The organism is Candidatus Accumulibacter similis (genome assembly GCA_013347225.1).
Lineage (GTDB): Bacteria > Pseudomonadota > Gammaproteobacteria > Burkholderiales > Rhodocyclaceae > Accumulibacter > Accumulibacter similis.
In genome coordinates this window covers 3,203,488-3,221,266 of sequence record CP054595.1, presented here as the reverse complement: position 1 = coordinate 3,221,266, position 17,779 = coordinate 3,203,488, and the positions used below count along the sequence as shown (strand labels likewise).

Sequence of the window (17,779 nt, the reverse complement as noted above, 5' to 3'; positions counted from 1 at the left end):
CTATCCCGATTAAGCCGCACAAGGAATACCATGGCACGCCTCCCCTGCTTCGAGTCCTCCCACCTGGAGGCGGCTTGTCGAGTCCTCGCGGACACAACGCAAGGACTGACAGGCGGCGATATCGAACGCATCTTGCAGGAGATCGGTGTCGCTGATCCAACACCCTCCATGACCAAGTGGAAGCGCTTGTTCAATGCGCTGGCTCAAGCGCAGAACGAACATCAAGTTGGAAATTATCTGATCCAATTCATAAACAAGGCACTCTCACCCGCGCGCTACACGTCGAAGCCTGAACAGTTCCTCTGGCTTCAGGACGGGCTCAATGTTGCCCTCGCCTTTGCTGGCTACGGCGTCAACGATAAGGGTCAAGTCATTCGCACTACGCCAGAGGCCACGGTTGATGGCGCGCGGGCGAGAGCAACCCGCCTACACGCTTCCCTTGCGAAACGAGGAACGCACCCAGAAGTCTTCAAGTACTGCAGGGCCGAACTTCTCGAAGAGAACTACTTTCACGCGGTGCTCGAAGCGGTCAAGGGAGTAGCGGAGCGGCTTCGGCAGCTTTCCGGTCTCGCCACCGACGGGGCGGAGCTGGTCAACACAGCGCTTTCAACTAAGACTCCAATACTCGCGCTGAACTCCCTCAGCTCCGAAACCGAGATTAGCGAGCAAAAGGGCATTGCCAACCTCCTCGTTGGAGTGTTTGGCGCCATCCGTAACCCCACGGCCCACGCGCCCAAGGTCGTGTGGGCCATGCCGGAGCAAGACGCTCTCGACGTTTTCGCCATGCTTTCATATGTGCATCGCAAATTGGACGTCGCAACTAAAGTGTGAGAGTGCGGCCTAACCCACGCTTACACTGGACCGCCAACGGCGTGCTTCGCCCGCCGTCGTCGTCCGGTGAAGCTCCTCGTTATGCGTCATACCCCATTTGACGGTGAGTACGGCAAATTGCGCAAACCCGAGATAGGCGAAATGAATCAAGTAACAACAGAACAAGGCGAAAGAGAAGTACTGCGCGTACTGACACTCGACGGCGGTGGTGCCAAGGGTTTCTACACGCTCGGTGTGCTAAAAGAAGTCGAGGCCATGATCGGGTGCCCGCTGTACCAAAAGTTCGACCTGGTTTTCGGCACGAGCACCGGTGCCATTATCGCGTCACTGATTGCGCTCGGCCACAGCGTCGACTCCATCCTAGAGCTGTACCGCAAGCATGTGCCCACCGTGATGTCGCAGAAGACCGCTCCAGCCAGGTCGGCGGCGTTGAAGAAGTTGGCAAGCGAGGTCTTTGGCGATGCGGCCTTCAGCGATGTCAGGACCGGCATCGGGATCGTTACCGCCAAGTGGCTCACTGAGCGCCCGATGATCTTCAAGGGCAGCGTCGCCCAGGCGCACGGTCGGCTCGGAACATTTGTGCCGGGCTTCGGCGTGAGCATCGCTGATGCCGTCAAGGCGTCTTGCTCGGCCTATCCCTTCTTCGAGCGCACGATCGTCCGGACCTCCATGGGCGAGGAGATCGAGCTAATCGACGGCGGCTACTGCGCGAACAACCCGACGTTATATGCGATTGCGGATGCCGTGCAGGCCCTGAAGCGCGAGCGCAACGACATGCGGCTGGTGAGCGTCGGCGTGGGGATCTACCCGGACCCAAAGCCGAGCCTACTGATGTGGCTGGCAAAGAAGTACCTCGTCAGCGTCCAGTTACTGCAGAAGACCCTAGAGATCAACACGCAATCGATGGACCAGTTGCGTCAGATTCTGTTCCATGACGTGCCCACCATCCGGATCAGCGACTCCTACGTCACGCCAGAGATGGCCACCGATCTGCTTGAGCACGACCTCAAGAAGCTGGGCGTCCTGTTCCAGCGCGGACGGGAGTCGTTTGCTTCGCGCGAGAAGCAGCTTCGCGAGTATTTGATGTAGCCAAGGAGAGAAGATGGCAATACCAGAGTCGCAACTCGAAGCGTGGTCACACCAAGGGTCGATCACCCAGTCGAGCAACACTTACAACACGATCAAGAACGTCCTGGAGGCGAACACCACGCCCTACGCCGGCAAGAACTTCAAAGTGTTCCTCCAAGGCTCGTACGGCAACGACACGAACATCTATGCAGAGAGCGATGTGGACATCGTCATCCGGCTTGATGACTGCTTCCAGAGCGACCTGACCCAACTGACCGAAGAGGAGAAGGTAGCGTACAAGTCGGCGTTTCGTGACGCAACCTACACGCACGTCGACTTCAAGAAGGATGTCCTGTCAGTGCTCACACAGCAGTACGGGGATGCTGTCACGGCCGGCGACAAGGCCATTGCTATCGATGCGAATGGTTCGCGCCGCAAAGCAGACGTTATTGTGGCCATCCAGTTTCGCCGTTACTTCAAGTTTCGCTCATCGAACGACTCCGAGTACGTCGAAGGCATCTGTTTTTGGAACGGCAAGGGCGAACGGATCGCGAACTATCCGAAGCAGCACTCGGCCAACCTTACGACGAAGCACCAGAACACTTCGAAGTGGTTCAAGCCGATGGCACGTGTGTTCAAGAACATGCGCAGCCGAATGGTCAACGATGGCTTGATCAAGTCGGGCATCGCGCCTTCGTACTACATTGAAGGCCTGCTCTACAACCTGCCGAACGAGAAGCTCACGTCCAGCTACCAGGACTGCGTGGCAAACGCTTTGAACTGGTATAGGCAGGACGCGTCGAAGTCCGATCTCGTGTGTGCCAACGAGCAGTATTACCTTCTGCGCGATGGCCACCACACTTGCTGGACGCAGGCGAACTGCGATGCATTTGTCGAGGCCTCGATTAAGCTGTGGAATGAGTGGTAAGCAATCAGAGCTACCACTGTCTATGCGTCCGTTCCCTATGCCGCATAACAAGTCATTCCAGCCGACCATCAAAAAGCTGCGCTTTTTGCCGTCGGCTGAATTCCAACGTTGGGCATCAAAAGGAGTACGCATTGCTTAGTCTCGAAAGTTCACGATGGTCTGAGTTACAGCATGCCTATGGGGAAGCCTCCGACATTCCTGCTTTGCTGAAGCAACTCGCCAGTGTCCCTGACTCATCGGATGACAAAGAGCCTTGGTTCACCTTGTGGAGTTCTCTCGCTCATCAAGGCGATGTTTACCCAGCCTCATTCGCTGCGGTTCCGCATGTAGTTCAGGCGCTTGCTTCTTCCCCCATAAAAGCCGACTTCACCTATTTTCAGTTTCCCGCATGGGTAGAGATATGCCGCAAAAAGAATGGCGTGCCCCTTCCAGAAGATATTGCACCTTCGTACTTCGAGGCGCTGTCGCGGCTGCCTGCTTTAGTTGCAGCCGCCTCTGCCCGTGAATGGGATGCAACCTTTTTGTCTTGTGCACTTTCGGCCATCGCTGCATCAAAAGGTCAAGTCGCAGTTGCTGAGGCAGTTCAGGAGTTATCGCCGGAAGTCGCCGAGGAGTTTATGCAATGGTTCTTCGAGCAATAAGCCTCCCAACCCGACAGTTGAGTGGGACGCTCCGCCTATCGGCGTCGCGCCCCTCACTTTTACGTTGGGCATCTCTGGCGCGATGACACTCGTTGTGACTACCGCATCAGCAGTCGGGATCACTGTTGTTGGTGATCGCGCAGTCACTCGCCGATCAGTTCGTGGTGTCGAAATACTTGCGGCAAAGAAGGTTTGGTACGCGCCACAAGCGAATGTGGCTCTCGCCTTCTGGGGTAATGCAAACCTCCCCGGCGATGAATCACTTGAGGACTGGGCACGTCGCTTTGTTGCGAAAATCCAGCCCCACGACTCGGTTGCCGCAGTTTGTGAACGTTTGGTCAGCACTCTCAACCCTGAACTCGAATCGCTCGGAAAGCCATGGTCGTATCTGCGGCGAGGAATTCACGTGTCAGGGTACGAAAATGATTTACCAGTCATCTTTCACGTGCATACCGGCGATCCGCGTGCATTTTATCATTCACTCGAAGTACATCGCGATTACCCAGACCTCCATGGGGGCGGACCTGAGAAGTACCGCCATCACCTCGATAGCGGCGGTCTAGTTCAGCTTCGAAACGGTTACTACGATCTGTTCGCCACACTCGCTCAAGCGGTTTTTGAGTCGCGCGCAGACCTCTCGGCCCTCCTTGAACGACAAGTCCCTGCACCCTCGCTTAACGGACAGGCTGCGTTCGACGAGGCGTTAGTGCGGTTAGCGGCGGGAATCCTGAAGTCGGCCCAGCTACCTCAGAGTGTCAGCATAGACCTTGACGTCGTATCCTTTACGTCACGAGGATTGGCGTTCCAGTGACAAAGGTGCCCAACAACGCCATCGAGGGGACGTGCCCGCATAGAGCCGCGGCCCGCCCCTCATGCCGAACGTGTGCGCCGGGCATGGCGCGTTACTTCATAGGTGCAAGTCCTATGGCCAGGTTTTCGCAGAGCCGAAGGCAAGGAGAAGGGCAAGTGCGTCGTCGTGAGGCGAGGTGCGGAGGAAGCCCAATCCAAAGCTGCGGGGCGATGAACAAAAACCGGATATGAGGCGTGATGCATCCGGGGCGAGCGGGCACGTGACCGCGAAGCCCTCCATCTGCGGCTGGGGTGCATTTTGTAAATCCGGCGTCCATGCAGCGAAGGTAACGAGTCTTACCCCGGGAGGTCTCCCCGGTGCCTCAGAGCAACGAGGCTGGGCGTTGGGTGACTGGCGCTGAATGCCGTGGAGAAGTCAGCAGAGGGCATAGTAGGTGGCGCTTCCCACCGAAGGCCCGAACGATGAAAGACGAAGGACCGTGACGAAGAGAGACGGGATCGCATCTGACCACCTGCCCCTGCAGGCTGCGGCTACCCCGCAGGATGAACTCGCCGCTGGGTTGTCAGGGAGTCCCGAGTCGATTCCTTCCCAAGCGTTGCTGGCCCAAGTGCTGGATCGGGCCAATTTGCGACGCGCCCTGAAGCAAGTGCGCTAGAACAAGGGCGCGCCGGGTCTCGACGGCATGACCGTTGAGGCACTTCCGGACTACCTCCGACACCACTGGCCGGAAATCCGCGAGCAACTGGAAGCGGGCCGCTACCGTCCGCAACCGGTCAAGCGCGTGGAAATCGACAAGGCCGACGGGAAGAAACGCCCGCTGGGCATCCCGACGGTGTTGGACCGTTTCATACAGCAAGCCATCGCGCAAGTTATCTCGGCGCTATGGGAACCGCACTTTCACCCCCAGAGCTACGGATTCCGCCCGAAGCGCTCGGCCCACCAAGCCGTCCGCATCGTGCAGGCGAACATCCGTGGTGGCTTCAACTGGGTGGTGGATATGGACCTGCAAGCCTTCTTTGACCGGGTGAATCATGACCGGCTGATGACGCGCCTGAAAAGTCGCTGCCCGGACGCTGACCTGCTGCGCCTGATCAATCGCTTCCTGAAGGCTGGCGTGAGCATCGAGGGTCAGATACACCCCACGACGCTTGGCGTGCCGCAAGGCGGCCCGCTCTCGCCGGTGCTGGCTAACGCGGTGCTGGATGAACTGGATTGGGAACTGGAGCGGCGCGGCCACCGCTTTGCCCGTTACGCCGACGACTGCAACATCCTCGTCAAGAGCAAGCGTGCGGGTGAGCGGGTGATGGCCAGCGTGACACGCTTTGTCAGTGACTCGCTGCGGCTCACAGTGAATCCGCTGAAGAGCGCGGTCGATCGGCCCATGAACCGCAAGTTCCTGGGCTTCACGGTCAGTCGCAACGGTGCCAAGCTCAAGGTGGCCGACAAGGCCCTCGACAAGCTCAAGGACCGCGTGCGGGAACTGACCCGTCGGACGAGAGGCACCACCGTCGCCGCCGTCGTCGCAGAGCTTAGAGAAACCCTGCTTGGTTGGAAAGCGTACTTCGGAATCGCCGAAGTGCTGAGCCCTCTGCGCGACCTCGACAAGTGGGTACGACGCAAGTTACGCTGCTATCTCTGGAAGCAATGGGGTCGAGCGGGCTATCGGGAACTGCGCAAACGCGGCGTGTCTGTGCGTGAAGCGTGGCATACCAGCAAGTCCGCACACGGTCCATGGCGGGTGTCGCAGACGCCGGCCCTGTCGATCGCGCTCCCGTTGCGCTTCTTCGAACAAATGGGACTACCGAGCCTTGCGCCGCGGTAGGAATTTGCTTCATCGAACCGCCGGATACGTGACCCGTTCGTCCGGTGGTGTGGGAGGGGGAGGCCGCGAGGCTTTCTCCTATCCCGATTGGGCGTCTCAGTCCGAAGGCTACTTGGCGCCTTGCTTTTTCAACGCAGTGCCTGACTCTACGCTTACCATCACTATGGAGAATAACAATGGCTGATCAGCTCTACCGTGTCTATTTGCATACACAGGGCGATGAAAGTGTTCGGGAATATATTGTTACCGCCACCAGCGAACAGCAGGCGAAGGATAGGGCATTGAATCATGTCAAGGCCGCCAACTTAGGAAAGGGAGAGCGGAGCCAAGCAACCTCCAAGAGCTTGACGGAGATATTGGCGATTACTCCAACCAGTAAGCCCCACTGCCTAATGATCCATAGCATCCCTGCAACGGTCATCGCTCATCTATGACCGGTTGAGGCTAAATCATGACCCTGCGCTGTTGCGGCCGAAGGCCTTGCGCGCAAGCTGGCGCGTTGCCGGGCGCGGCGAACCAATAGGGGACAGACCACGGTTTTCTGAACGAGGGTTGAAGTCATGAAGCGAAAGGTATACGTTGAAACCTCGGTCATCAGCTACCTGACGGCTCGTCCCAGCAAGACCATTCTCGGGGCAGCTCATCAGCAAATTACTCTTGCTTGGTGGGAAACCCGCAGTCAGTACGAACTGCTGGTGTCGGAGGCGGTATTGCGTGAGTGCGGCGCTGGTGACCCAGATGCAGCCGAGAAACGGCTGGCTGTGTTGACTGATGTGCCTTTGCTCTTGATCACTGAGCAGGCACTCCATATCGCGGAGTCGTTGGTAGGACATGGAATTCTGCCGGTCAAGGCTGCCGAAGATGCGCTGCACATCGCGGTCGCCACGGTCAGCGGTATGGATTATCTGCTGACATGGAACTGTCGGCATATCGCAAACCCTGAGATACAAAGATGCATTGCGGAGTACTTTGAGCAGATTGGGCTATTTCTACCCTTCATTTGTACACCGGAAGAACTTCTTGGAGAAGCCAATGCTGAATGACGAAGTGATCGATGAAGTGCGGGCCATTCGTGACGCCCATGCCGCTCGGTTTGCTTACGACCTGCGCGCGATTTATGCAGACCTGAAAAGGTCGGAGGCTGAGCGTATTGCCGCCGGCCACCCCTTTGTTTCTCCTCCATCTGAAGTCCCTACGCCTAACTCTGCTTTGCAGCGGACTCGCTTCGCGCACCGTTGAATTTGAACGTTCGGCGTCATATTCCGCGCAGCCATCACAAGGTCACTTAACCATGCCCAATCTCAGCTGGCGCGACGCAATAACGGCAGTACTCGGCAGCAGCATCGAGGCAATGCACTATACGGAAGACAATAGGGTGCAAGACAATAGAAAGGGCTGGTTGCTTCAGGCATCGTGCCGATCAAGGCGAGCGAGGATGCCATGCATATTTCGATCGCCACAGTTCATTTCGTGGACTGTCTGCTGACGTGGAACTGCCGGCACATTGCCAACCCGGAAGTTCAAGCGCGAATCGCCGAGCATTTCCGACCGCTGGGCTTGTTGTTGCCTTTCATTTGTACACTTGACGAACTCTTGGGAGATGAAGATGACTAATAGCATCATCCACGAAGTACGAGCGATTCGCGAACAACACGCCGCTAGTTTTGGCTTCGATCTCGATCGCATTTTTGCCGATCTCCAGGCGCGCCAAAACAAACACGCAGCCGAGGGGTGGACGGTCATTCCTGCCCCTGTCAGCCCACCACCGGAGACTGACTTGGCATTGCAGCGGACTCGCTTCGCTCACCGCTGAATTTCAACTTTGGGCAACACACGAAGGTAGGCGTCCAGGAGCCGTTTGAACGGAGGTATCACCAGCATGAAGCACCCCCTTGAAGAGACCATTGCGGCTTACGAAGCGGCATGGAATAGCCACGACGTGGAGGCCATTCTCGCGATGCACACAGAGGATTCGGTCTTTGAGAACCACACGAGCGGAGGAAGAGGCGTCGGCAAGAGCGCCATACGCGAGATCGTGAAAGGGGTCTTCGCGGCGTTCCCGGATATCCACTTTCATGCTCGTCGCACGTATGTGCGTGATGATTTCGTCACGCAGGAGTGGACGGCGACGGGTACGTTGGCGATTCCTTACACCCGGGGCTCCATCACCGTGCAACCAACTGGAAAGAAGGTTTCATGGAACGGTGTCGATGTAATTCCCTTCATTGGCGGCCTCGTGGCACGCAAGGACGTCTATGTCGACTCGATTGGCTTGTTGCGGGCGCTGGGCTTCACGCAGATCGCGCTCTGACAGGAGTGTCGCCCCAAAATCGGTTCGAGCGGACGCACCGCCTTCGCCGGTGCGTCCGATCGACCTGAACGTTGGACCGCCAACCACCGAGGCCTTGGCACCGCGCGAGGATGGCTCAATTCAAAGTCTAGATGGACTAGCACCATGACACCCGTCGCAAAGAACACGATTTGCATCTGGTACGACCGTGAGGCCGAGGAAGCCGCACGCTTCTATGCTTCGGCCTTTCCCGACAGCGAGGTGACGGCGGTGCTCCGCTCGCCGACGGACAGTCCCGGCAACAAGGCAGGCGACGTACTGGTTGTCCATTTCACCGTCTTCGGCATTCCCTGCATCGGGCTGAACGGCGGGCCACTCTTCCCGCAAACGGAGGCCTTCTCATTCCAGATCGCCACCGACACGCAGGAGGAGACCGACCGCTACTGGAACACCATTGTCGGCAACGGCGGACGGGAGAGCGAATGCGGCTGGTGCAAGGACCGCTGGGGCGTCAACTGGCAGATCACCCCGCGCACCCTGACCGAGGCCCTCGCCGCCGGCGGCGACCAAGCGCGTCGCGCCTTCGCGGCGATGATGACGATGCGCAAAATCGACGTCGCCGCCATCGATGCCGCGCGGCGGGGGTGAGAAGGTGGCGGTCCAACAACCGGTTGCAGCGGACGGTCGGCTACGCGGCCCGCGGCTCGACCCAAACGTGTGCGCCGGGCGTGGCGCGTTACTTCATGGGTGCAAGTCCCGTGGCCAGGTTTTGCCGCACCTGCGGTGCGTCCAACCCCACTGCGCCGAGCCGAAGGCAAGGAGAAGGGCAACTTGATGCTGAAACGGTCACGAACTCGTCATCCACACGCGGCAGGATGACGGCGCCGGTTTCAAGCAAGCCTCGCCGGTCGCTCTGACGCTGGCCAGGCGAGTCCGCCAGCCGGCGTCCTCCGAACTCACGAAGGGATAGTTGATATGATGATCAGAAAAGGATATCTCGCCATCGCCCTGATGGTGGTCGGCAACGTCCACGCCGCCGACCTCACTCGGTTCGACAACTTTACGCCGCTGAGCGGCAATCCGGCTGCCGGAAGCCTGCCGGAGAGCGCGCCGTTCAGGCTGTCGTCACCGGCTTTCAGCCAGGTCGTCCTGGCCAATCGCAGCAACCAGAACCGGTTGGTTCCGGGTTCGAACTCCGGCAGCTGGGACATGATCACGACCAACGAAACCGGCGCCAATGCCGGCCGCTATCTGTTCATGCCCTTCGAAGCCGGATCCGCCGGCGTACAGCGGGTCGACCTGCGCGACGGCAATTACGACACCCGCACGGTGACCATCATCGCTCCGGGGACACAGGGTTTCGCGTCTGGCGATGCTTCCCGGTGGACCCCCTGGGGCAGCTATCTGACTGCCGAGGAATCGTGGGGAACCGGCAGCAGCAAGGGTCGCCTGTTCGAGGTGACCAACGCGACCACCGCCGGGGCGAATGGCGGCAACCTCGTCCAGCGCTCGATCATCCCCCGCGTCTCGCATGAAGGCCTGGCCTTTGACAAGGACAACAACCTGTACTTCATCGACGAGTTGAACGGAGGCTCCCTGTACAAGTACGTTTCCGCCAAACCCGGTGCCGCCACCGGCGCCGACTTCTTCGCCAAAGGCCAGACCTTCGTCCTGAAGGTCGGCGCGGGCGGCCAGTCCGAGGGCAACAACGGCCCTGCGATTACCGGTAGCGCCAGTTGGGTGGCGATCACCGACGCGAATGGAGGCCCGCTGGCGGGCATTTCCACCGTTCTGGCCGACGGTACCATCGATGGCCGGGCGACCGCCGACCATGCTGCCGTCTTGGGCACCGGCTACAATCGCCCAGAGGATCTGGAGATTCAAACGGCACCCAGCGGTAGGCAGATTCTCTACTTCACCACCACCGACTCCGACAGCGACGGCAACAGCGCCAATGGGCGCGGTCGGATCTATTCGCTCGATCTGGCCTCGAACGACGTCAGGCTGGCTGCTGATGGCGGCACTCCGGACATGGCGACCGGGCTCGCGGTCGGCGGCACGTGGAGCAATCCGGACAACCTTGCCATCGATGCCAACGGCAACATCTACGGCATCGAGGACCAGGACGGCGGCCGAGCGGACATCTGGTTCCTGCAGGACATCGACAGGGATGGGGTCGCCGAGGCAGTCGGCAAGTGGGCCTCGCTGAGCACCCCCGGCGCCGAGCCGACCGGGCTGTACTTCGACCCCTTCAACCCCGACGTGGCGTACGTGAATGTCCAGCACCCGACAAGTGGCAACGACCTGCTGGTCCGGATCACTGCCGTTCCGGAGCCGGAGACCAGCAGCATGGTGCTGGCAGGTCTGGGCCTGCTGGGTGCGACGGCACGACGCCGCAGGCGCGCCTGAGCGGCCTTCCGCAAACCGCATGGCGTTGAGCTCGATCGTGTACGAGGAGCTGTTGTTCCGCGGCGTGCTGTATGGCTGCGTGGAGCGGTGGTTCGGGAGTTGGACAGCGCTGGTGATGTCTTCGCCCGTGTTCGGCCTGACCCACCTGTTGAACCCGCAGGGCACGCTTGAGGGAGCGCTGTTCATCGCCGTGGAGGCCGGCATCCTGCTGGCTGCGGCTTACATGCCGACGCGCCGGCTCTGGTTGTGCATCGGCTTCCATCTGGCGTGGAACTGCACGCAGTCGGCCGTTTTCTCAGGCATTGTCTCCGGCAACGATGCCCAGCAGGGCCTGATCCGGTCCACCATCAACGGCCCCGACTGGCTGACTGGCGGCCGCTTCGGTGTTGAATCGTCCGTGCTCGCACTGCTTTCATCCACCACTGCCGGCATCGTGATGTTGGTCATGGCGGCAAGGCGCGGACGCGTAGTCCCCCCTGTTTGGCAGCGCCCGGGCTGATTGGTGATGGCGATCCAGATGGATGAGGCCCGGCCCGCCGCTGTCAACCGATCGGCGAACGACGACCGACTGCTGAGACTGGCAGGCGGGCCGGGCCAGCGGCTGTGGAAGGCGCCTGGATCCCTGCCCGGAAGACCCTGACCAGATCCCTGCGGTTGAACGGATGGCCGCCCCTGACCTTGCCTGGTCGCTTCGTCTGCCGCTGCCGGCGCACGGCATCGCTCGCGGCGGCCGAGTGTGGTTGTTGAGCTGGAACGCTGGTACCATCGGGCGCTGCACCCTGACGGATTGCGGTGGGTCGGCCGGGCGCAGGGCGGGCGGCGCCTGCCGGCTGCAGCCGCGGCCGGGTTTCCGCGAACGATTTTCGTCGAGGTGGCTGCACGATGCGCGATCGCTGGTTGTTTCGTTTTTCTCTCATCCTTTCCCGTTCGCATTGACGCGACTCGTTCGGCGGTCGGCAATTCGGCCCTCATGCACCGTTTCCTCTCCCTCGCAGCGATGCTGCTCTCCCTGCCTGCTCTGGCTGTCGTGCCCACCTTGCGCGCACCGGAGGACGTACGTGCGCTGCTCGAGACCCACCTCGAGATCGGCGACGTCACCGATCAGCCGGCCGAGGTGGCTTTCGCGCGCCGCATGCAGCGCGAGGTGGAGAAGCTGCTGGCCACCGAGGGTTACTTCTCGCCGCGCGTCAACCTGCGCCGCGATGGCGACGAGCTTCTGCTCGAGGTCGATCCCGGAGCACGGGCGCTGATCGGCAGCGTGCGTATCGACATCAGCGATGAGGTCGACGCGGCACGGCGGCAGGAACTGGTCGACGGCTGGAAGCTGACGGTTGGACGGCCCTTCCGCCAGGCCGACTGGGACGAAGCCAAGGATTCGCTGCTCGCCGGCCTGCTGGCGGTCGACCATGCCGGTGCGCGCCTGCAGCAGACCCGTGCCGACGTCGATCCGGAGGCGCTGCGCGTCGACCTGCTGGTGGTCGCCGAAGCGGGACCGCGCTATCGCTTCGGCGAGCTGCAGATCAGCGGCCTGCAGCGCTACCGGCCCGAGCTGGTGGCGCGCTTCAACCGCAGTGTCAGGCCGGGCGATGCGTATCGCGAGGATCAGTTGCTGGCGCTGCAGGCTGCGCTGCAGAGCACGCCGTACTTCTCGTCGGTCAGCGTCGCGCTGCAGCGCAGCGAGGCCGATGGCGAAACCGCCGCCGCGAACGATGGCTGGGTCAGCGCTCCGGTACTCGTGCGGGTGCGCGAGCGCGCGCCGTACCAGATCACCCTCGGCGTCGGTTACAGCACCAACACCGGTGCGCGCGTCGAGGCCGGCTACCGCAGCAGCGATTTCCTCGGCCGTGCCTGGCAGTTGCAGACCGGGGTCCGCATCGAGCAGTTGCGGCAGTCCGCCTTCGCTGACGTCTTCTTCCCGCCGGACGAGCAGCAGCGGCGGGACGGCGTCGGCACGGTCATCGAGCACTCGGACATCGAGAACCTCGATATCGACCGCTTTGCCGTCGGCGTGATGCGCTTGCAGAAGCTGGGCAGCATCGAGCAGCAGCTCGGCATCAACTGGCAGAACGAACGCCAGGCGCCGCAGGGCGCCGTCGCGACGACCAACCGGGCACTGACGGCGCAGGCCGGCTGGACCTGGCGGCATGCCGTCGATCCGCTCGACCCGGCCGAGGGACTGTCGCTGCAGTTCCAGATCGGCGGTGGCAGCAAGCATCTCCTGTCCGACCAGAGCTTCGTGCGCACCTATCTGCGCTACAGCCAGGGCGTACCGCTCGGGGCCAGCGATGCGCTGCTGTTTCGTGGCGAGCTCGGGGTGACCTTCGCCGAGTCGTCGCAGGGGATTCCGCAGGATTTCCTCTTCCGCACCGGTGGCAGCAACTCGGTGCGCGGCTACCCGTACCTCAGCCTCGGTGTGCCGCAGGGGTCGGCGATCGTCGGCGGCCGCTACCTGGTGACGCTGAGTGGCGAGTACACGCACTGGCTAACGCCCACCTGGGGGGCGGCCGTCTTCGTCGATGCCGGCAACGCCGTCGACGATCTGCAGGAGATGAGCCTGGCGGTCGGCTACGGGGTCGGTGCGCGCTGGCGCAGCCCGGCCGGCCCGCTCGGCATCGATGTCGCCTACGGCCAGCGTGACGGCACGCTGCGACTCGATTTTTCGCTGGCGATCCCGTTTTGAACGGCCGCTGCGAGGAGATGCGCCGATGAACCGGGACAGCAGCCCGCCGCCGCCTGCCGCGGCGGCAGCGACGGACGCACTGCCGCCGCGCCGGCGGCGGCGCTGGCTGGCGCTGCTGGCCGTGTCGCTGCTCGTGCTGACGGCGGGCGGCGCCGCGCTGCTGGGCAGCGAGGGCGGGCTGCGCTTGGGCTGCCTGCTGCTCGAGCGGCTCGCTGCCGGGCAGCTCGTCATCGCCGCGCCCAGCGGCACCCTGGCTTCATCGTTCTCGCTGCAGTCGCTGCATTGGCGCAGCGCGACGCTCGATGTCCAGGTGCATGAACTGCAGTTCGACTGGCGCCCGGCCGAGTTGCTGCGGGGTCGTCTGGCGGTCGGCCGCATCGCGGCCGACCGGCTGCGCGTCTCGCAGGTGGCGAACGATGAGCCGGTGGTCCTGCCGGAGAGCCTCGATCTGCCGCTGGCGGTGGCCATCGAGCGACTCGAGATCGCTGTCGTCGAGGTTGGCGACCATGCCCATCCCGATGGCGCGGCGGCAACGATCGCCGAGTCGCTGGCGGCCGGGCTGGCGAGCGACGGTGCGCTGCATCGTCTGCTCGAGCTGCGTGCCCGGGTCGGCGGTTTGGCGCTGAGCGGCGACGCTTCGCTGGCGGCGGCGAAACCGTTCGCACTCGTCGCCCGGGCGGCGATCGAGGGTGAAGCGGGCGGCCGCGCCCTCGCTTTCGACCTCGTCGCCGAGGGCCGGCTGGAGGAGATTGCCGTGCACGGCGGGGCGCGGCCGCTGGCAGCGGCGCCGGCCGACGGCTTCGTCGGCGAAGTCGATGCCCGCATCCTGCCCTTCGCGCGGCAGGTGCTCGGCGAGGCGGTGGCGCGGCTGTCCGGCGTCGATCCGGCGGCGTGGGTGGCGGGCGCGCCGCGTGCCGACCTCGAGCTGCGTCTCGAACTGCGGCCGCTGGGCGACTCGCCGGCCGCGCTGAGCGGCCGCCTGCAGGCGGTGAACCATCGCCCGGGGACGATCGATCGCCAGCTGCTGCCGGTCGAGTCGCTGACCGCCGGCCTGGCACTGGCTGCCGACACACTGGAACTTGGCGACATCGATCTGCACCTCGCTGGCGGCGGCCGCCTGCGCGGCAGCGGCGCGCTGCGTGCGTCCGAGCTTTCGCTGCGACTCGCGGCCAGCGCGGTCGATGCCGGCGCGTTGTACGCCGGCCTGCAGCGAACGCGCCTGGCCGGTCCGTTGCGTGCCACGCTCGGGCTGCACCGGCAGGTGCTCGAGGGCGAGCTGCGCGATCCGCGCTTCGTGCTCGAGAGCAGCCTGGCGATCGACCCCGGGCAGGTGGCCGTCGATCGGCTGCGCCTCGCCAGCGGCGACGCAGAGCTCGTTGCCAGCGGCAAGCTGGCGCTCACCGGCAATGGCAGGTTCGAACTCAAGGGGCAGCTCAGGGACTTCGATCCCCACCGCTTCCTCACCAGCCTGCCGGCTGCCCGTCTCAATGCCGAAGTCTCTGCCAACGGCAGCAGCAGGCCGCAGCTGAGCCTCGGGCTTGCCTTCCAGTTGCGCAACAGTCGCCTGGCCGGCGAGTCGCTGGCCGGCGGCGGCGAGATCGACCTGGCGCCGGACCACCTGCGCCGGGCCGATGTCGAGCTGAGTGCCGGTGGCAACCGGCTGCTGGCGAAGGGCGCTTTCGGGGCGCCGGGCGAGCGCCTGCGGCTGAGCATCGCGGCGCCGCGGCTCGATCCGCTGGGTCCGACCGGCGACCTTGCGGGCGAGATCGTCGTCGGCGGCAGCTTTCGCGCGCCGGAAGTCGCCGCGACGCTGCAGTCGACGCGCCTGGCGCTGCGCGGTTTCGGCCAGTTGCGCGGGCTCGACCTCGCTGCCCGCGTCGCCGGCGGCGACCAGGGTGCCGTCAACGCGAAGCTGCGACTGGCCGGCCTCGACCTCGCCGGCGGCGACACCGTCATCACCGCGCTGCAGCTCGAGGCCGACGGTGTGCGCAGCCGGCATCAGCTGCGCGGAGGTTTCGAGCTTGCCGGCCGGCGCACCGTCGAGCTGTTGCTCGCCGGCGGCTTCAAGCCGCAGAGCCCGCTACCGGTATGGGTCGGCGCGCTGCAGGAGGCCAGCCTGTCGCAGGCGGCCGGCCGGCAGCCGCCCTTCGTCCGTCTCGCTGCGGCGATGCCGTTGCAGCTCGCGGCGGGCCGCGTCGCTGCCGGGCCGGCCGATTTCGTCGGCGCCGACTGGTCGGCACGGCTGCAGCGCGCGAGCTACGACGCTGGCGTCTGGCAGACAGCCGGCAGCCTGCGGGCCCTGCCAGTGGCGGCGACGCTGGCCGAGTTCCCGGAGCTGTTTGCCGCCGTGGCGGCGGTGCTCAAGGGCAACGGCGAGCCGCTGCGGATCAACGGCGAGTGGGATCTCGGCAACGCCGGTCGTGCGCCGACTGCGTCGGCGACGGGCAGGCGCCTGCCGGGCGGCAGCCTGCGCTTGTGGCGCGACCGCGGCGACCTCGCGGTCGGCACCCTGCCGCTCGGCCTCGAGGAGGGCAGCCTCAGCCTGCAGGCGGCTGACGGCAAGCTGGACGGGCGCCTGCAACTGCGCGGCAAGCGGTTGGGCGAGGTGAGTGGCGAACTCAGCGCGACGAGTTCCGCCGACACGCTGATCAGCCGGCTGGCGCCCTGGCGCGGCCGTCTGCGCCTGAACATGCCGGATGTGGCGTGGGCGGGCCCGCTGCTCGGCGCCGGCTGGCAGCTCGGCGGCCGGTTGGCGGGCGAGGCGCGGCTCGACGGCAGCCCGGCGCAGCCGCGCGTCAGCGGTGACTGGCGTGGCGACGGCCTGGCGGTGCGGGCGCTCGACCAGGGAATGCGTCTCGAGCGCGGCAAGCTGTGGCTCGAGCTGGCGGTCGGTGCCGATGGCGAGCAGCGGTTCCTGCTCCGGGAACTGGGCTTCGACAGCGAGTTTCAGCCGCTGCCGCGCGTGCTGGCCGTCGCCCCGGGGACCGACATCGCGGCCCTGGTCGGCCGGCCGGGACGGCTCGAGGCCAGCGGCGAACTGCGCTTCGGCAGCAATTCCGGCGTCCTCGAGGTCCGCGCCGAGCGCCTCGGCGTGACGCAGCGCGCCGACCAGTGGACCCTGCTGTCGGGTACCGCCGAGATGAAGCTGGCTGCCGGCGTGCTCGACATCGTCGGCAGCCTCCGTTTCGACGCCGGCTACTGGCAACTGGCGAAGACCGGCACGCCGCAGCTGTCCGACGACGTCGTCATCCGGCGCGGCGGTGCCCCGGCCAGGAAGGACGAGGCGGCAATCCGGCTGCTGTCGGTCGACGTCGAGGCCGACCTCGGGCGCAACTTCCATTTTCGCGGTGCGGGTGTCGAGAGCCGGCTGGTCGGCGCCGTGCGGATTCGCTCGGATGGCACGGGGATGCCGCGCGCGACCGGGTCGATCCGCACCCGCGACGGGCTTTTCGACGCCTACGGGCAGAAGCTCGAGATCGAGCGCGGCATCCTCAACTTCCACGGCCTGATCGACAACCCCGGCCTCAACATCCGCGCGGTGCGGGCCAACCTGCCGGTCGAGGCCGGCGTCGAGGTGACCGGCACCGCCAGGCGACCGATCGTCCGCCTGGTTTCCGACCCGGAGGTGCCGGACGCCGAGAAGCTCTCCTGGCTGGTCCTCGGCCAGGGTCCGGACCAGCAGGGAGGCAAGGATTCGTCGGTCCTGCTGGCGGCGGCGCAGACCATCCTCGGTGGGCAGGACGGCGGACCGCTGAAGGCGCTGCAGCGCGAACTGGGAATCGACGAGTTCGGCATCAGTTCGGGGACGCTGAGTGGCTCGGGGCGTCCGCTGAACAGCCGCATCGCCAGCAACTCCGGCTTCAGCGCCAGCGACACGACCACCGACCAGATCGTCAGCATCGGCAAGCGGCTGTCGTCGACGATGATGATCAGCTACGACCAGTCGTTGAGCAACGCTGGCAGCGTCGTCAAGCTGACCGTAAACCTGGGGAGGAACCTGTCGCTGGTCGGCCGTGCCGGTACCGACACCGGCCTCGACCTGCTCTGGAACTATCGCTTCGGGCATTAGCCGCCGCCATCTCCCGCTCGCCGCGCCGCCGGCGGTCGGCGATGCCCCCCCCAGGCTGGGTGTCGGCCCAGTGGCCGTGGCCGGCAGTCGGGAGAGAGACCGTCAAGCCGGGTCCGGGCGCTCGCCGAGGTGTCGGAAATCTTTACACGCGTCCTTTACCGGCTCGTGTCGTGCAGCTGGCAGTCCAGCCGAGTGGACTGAAAAGTCGACCAAAAAAACCTGCTGCCCGG

The 17,779-nt window shown here is 63.9% G+C and carries 15 protein-coding genes and 1 pseudogene; all 16 read left to right on the top strand.

What is annotated here, in order from left to right:
* Positions 1-30 precede the first annotated feature (30 nt).
* Positions 31-831, top strand: a complete 801-nt coding sequence (locus HT579_14120) for a TIGR02391 family protein (protein ID QKS29950.1) — start codon at positions 31-33, stop codon at positions 829-831.
* A gap of 141 nt (positions 832-972) precedes the next feature.
* Positions 973-1,920: a patatin-like phospholipase family protein gene (locus HT579_14115; GenBank protein QKS29949.1), complete on the top strand. Its 948-nt coding sequence runs from the start codon at positions 973-975 to the stop codon at positions 1,918-1,920.
* Positions 1,921-1,933: 13 nt separating this feature from the next.
* The gene (locus HT579_14110; protein ID QKS29948.1) at positions 1,934-2,827 is read left to right on the top strand and encodes a nucleotidyltransferase; all 894 of its coding nucleotides are present in this window, start codon (positions 1,934-1,936) and stop codon (positions 2,825-2,827) included.
* Positions 2,828-2,958: 131 nt separating this feature from the next.
* Positions 2,959-3,468 carry a hypothetical protein gene (locus tag HT579_14105; GenBank protein ID QKS29947.1) on the top strand — a complete coding sequence of 170 codons (510 nt, stop codon included), beginning with the start codon at positions 2,959-2,961 and terminating at the stop codon, positions 3,466-3,468.
* 94 nt (positions 3,469-3,562) lie between these two features.
* Entirely contained in the window at positions 3,563-4,279 is a 717-nt protein-coding gene (locus HT579_14100; GenBank protein QKS29946.1) for a hypothetical protein, read from the top strand.
* Between the two features lie 496 nt (positions 4,280-4,775).
* Positions 4,776-6,101 (top strand): annotated as a pseudogene (gene ltrA / locus HT579_14095) (group II intron reverse transcriptase/maturase).
* Positions 6,102-6,277: 176 nt separating this feature from the next.
* A complete protein-coding gene (locus HT579_14090) occupies positions 6,278-6,535 on the top strand; it encodes a hypothetical protein (protein ID QKS29945.1) in 258 nt (85 codons plus the stop codon).
* Between the two features lie 126 nt (positions 6,536-6,661).
* A complete protein-coding gene (locus HT579_14085; protein QKS29944.1) occupies positions 6,662-7,144 on the top strand; it encodes a type II toxin-antitoxin system VapC family toxin in 483 nt (160 codons plus the stop codon).
* Positions 7,137-7,340 (top strand): hypothetical protein, encoded by a 204-nt coding sequence (locus HT579_14080; protein QKS31649.1) that lies wholly within the window; start codon positions 7,137-7,139, stop codon positions 7,338-7,340. Before HT579_14085 ends, HT579_14080 begins: the two co-directional genes overlap by 8 nt.
* A 367-nt stretch (positions 7,341-7,707) precedes the next feature.
* Positions 7,708-7,914 (top strand): hypothetical protein, encoded by a 207-nt coding sequence (locus HT579_14075; protein QKS29943.1) that lies wholly within the window; start codon positions 7,708-7,710, stop codon positions 7,912-7,914.
* A 66-nt stretch (positions 7,915-7,980) separates the two neighbouring features.
* Positions 7,981-8,412, top strand: a complete 432-nt coding sequence (locus tag HT579_14070) for an ester cyclase (protein QKS29942.1) — start codon at positions 7,981-7,983, stop codon at positions 8,410-8,412.
* Positions 8,413-8,556: 144 nt separating this feature from the next.
* Positions 8,557-9,039: a VOC family protein gene (locus tag HT579_14065; GenBank protein QKS29941.1), complete on the top strand. Its 483-nt coding sequence runs from the start codon at positions 8,557-8,559 to the stop codon at positions 9,037-9,039.
* A 327-nt stretch (positions 9,040-9,366) separates the two neighbouring features.
* Positions 9,367-10,800, top strand: coding sequence for a DUF839 domain-containing protein (locus HT579_14060; protein QKS29940.1), 1,434 nt, complete (start codon positions 9,367-9,369; stop codon positions 10,798-10,800).
* Between the two features lie 19 nt (positions 10,801-10,819).
* On the top strand, positions 10,820-11,299 hold the full coding sequence (locus HT579_14055) for a CPBP family intramembrane metalloprotease (GenBank protein QKS29939.1): 480 nt from the start codon (positions 10,820-10,822) through the stop codon (positions 11,297-11,299).
* 471 nt (positions 11,300-11,770) lie between these two features.
* Positions 11,771-13,480 (top strand): outer membrane protein assembly factor, encoded by a 1,710-nt coding sequence (locus HT579_14050; protein ID QKS29938.1) that lies wholly within the window; start codon positions 11,771-11,773, stop codon positions 13,478-13,480.
* Between the two features lie 25 nt (positions 13,481-13,505).
* Positions 13,506-17,549, top strand: coding sequence for a translocation/assembly module TamB domain-containing protein (locus tag HT579_14045; GenBank protein QKS29937.1), 4,044 nt, complete (start codon positions 13,506-13,508; stop codon positions 17,547-17,549).
* The last annotated feature ends 230 nt before the right edge of the window (positions 17,550-17,779 follow it).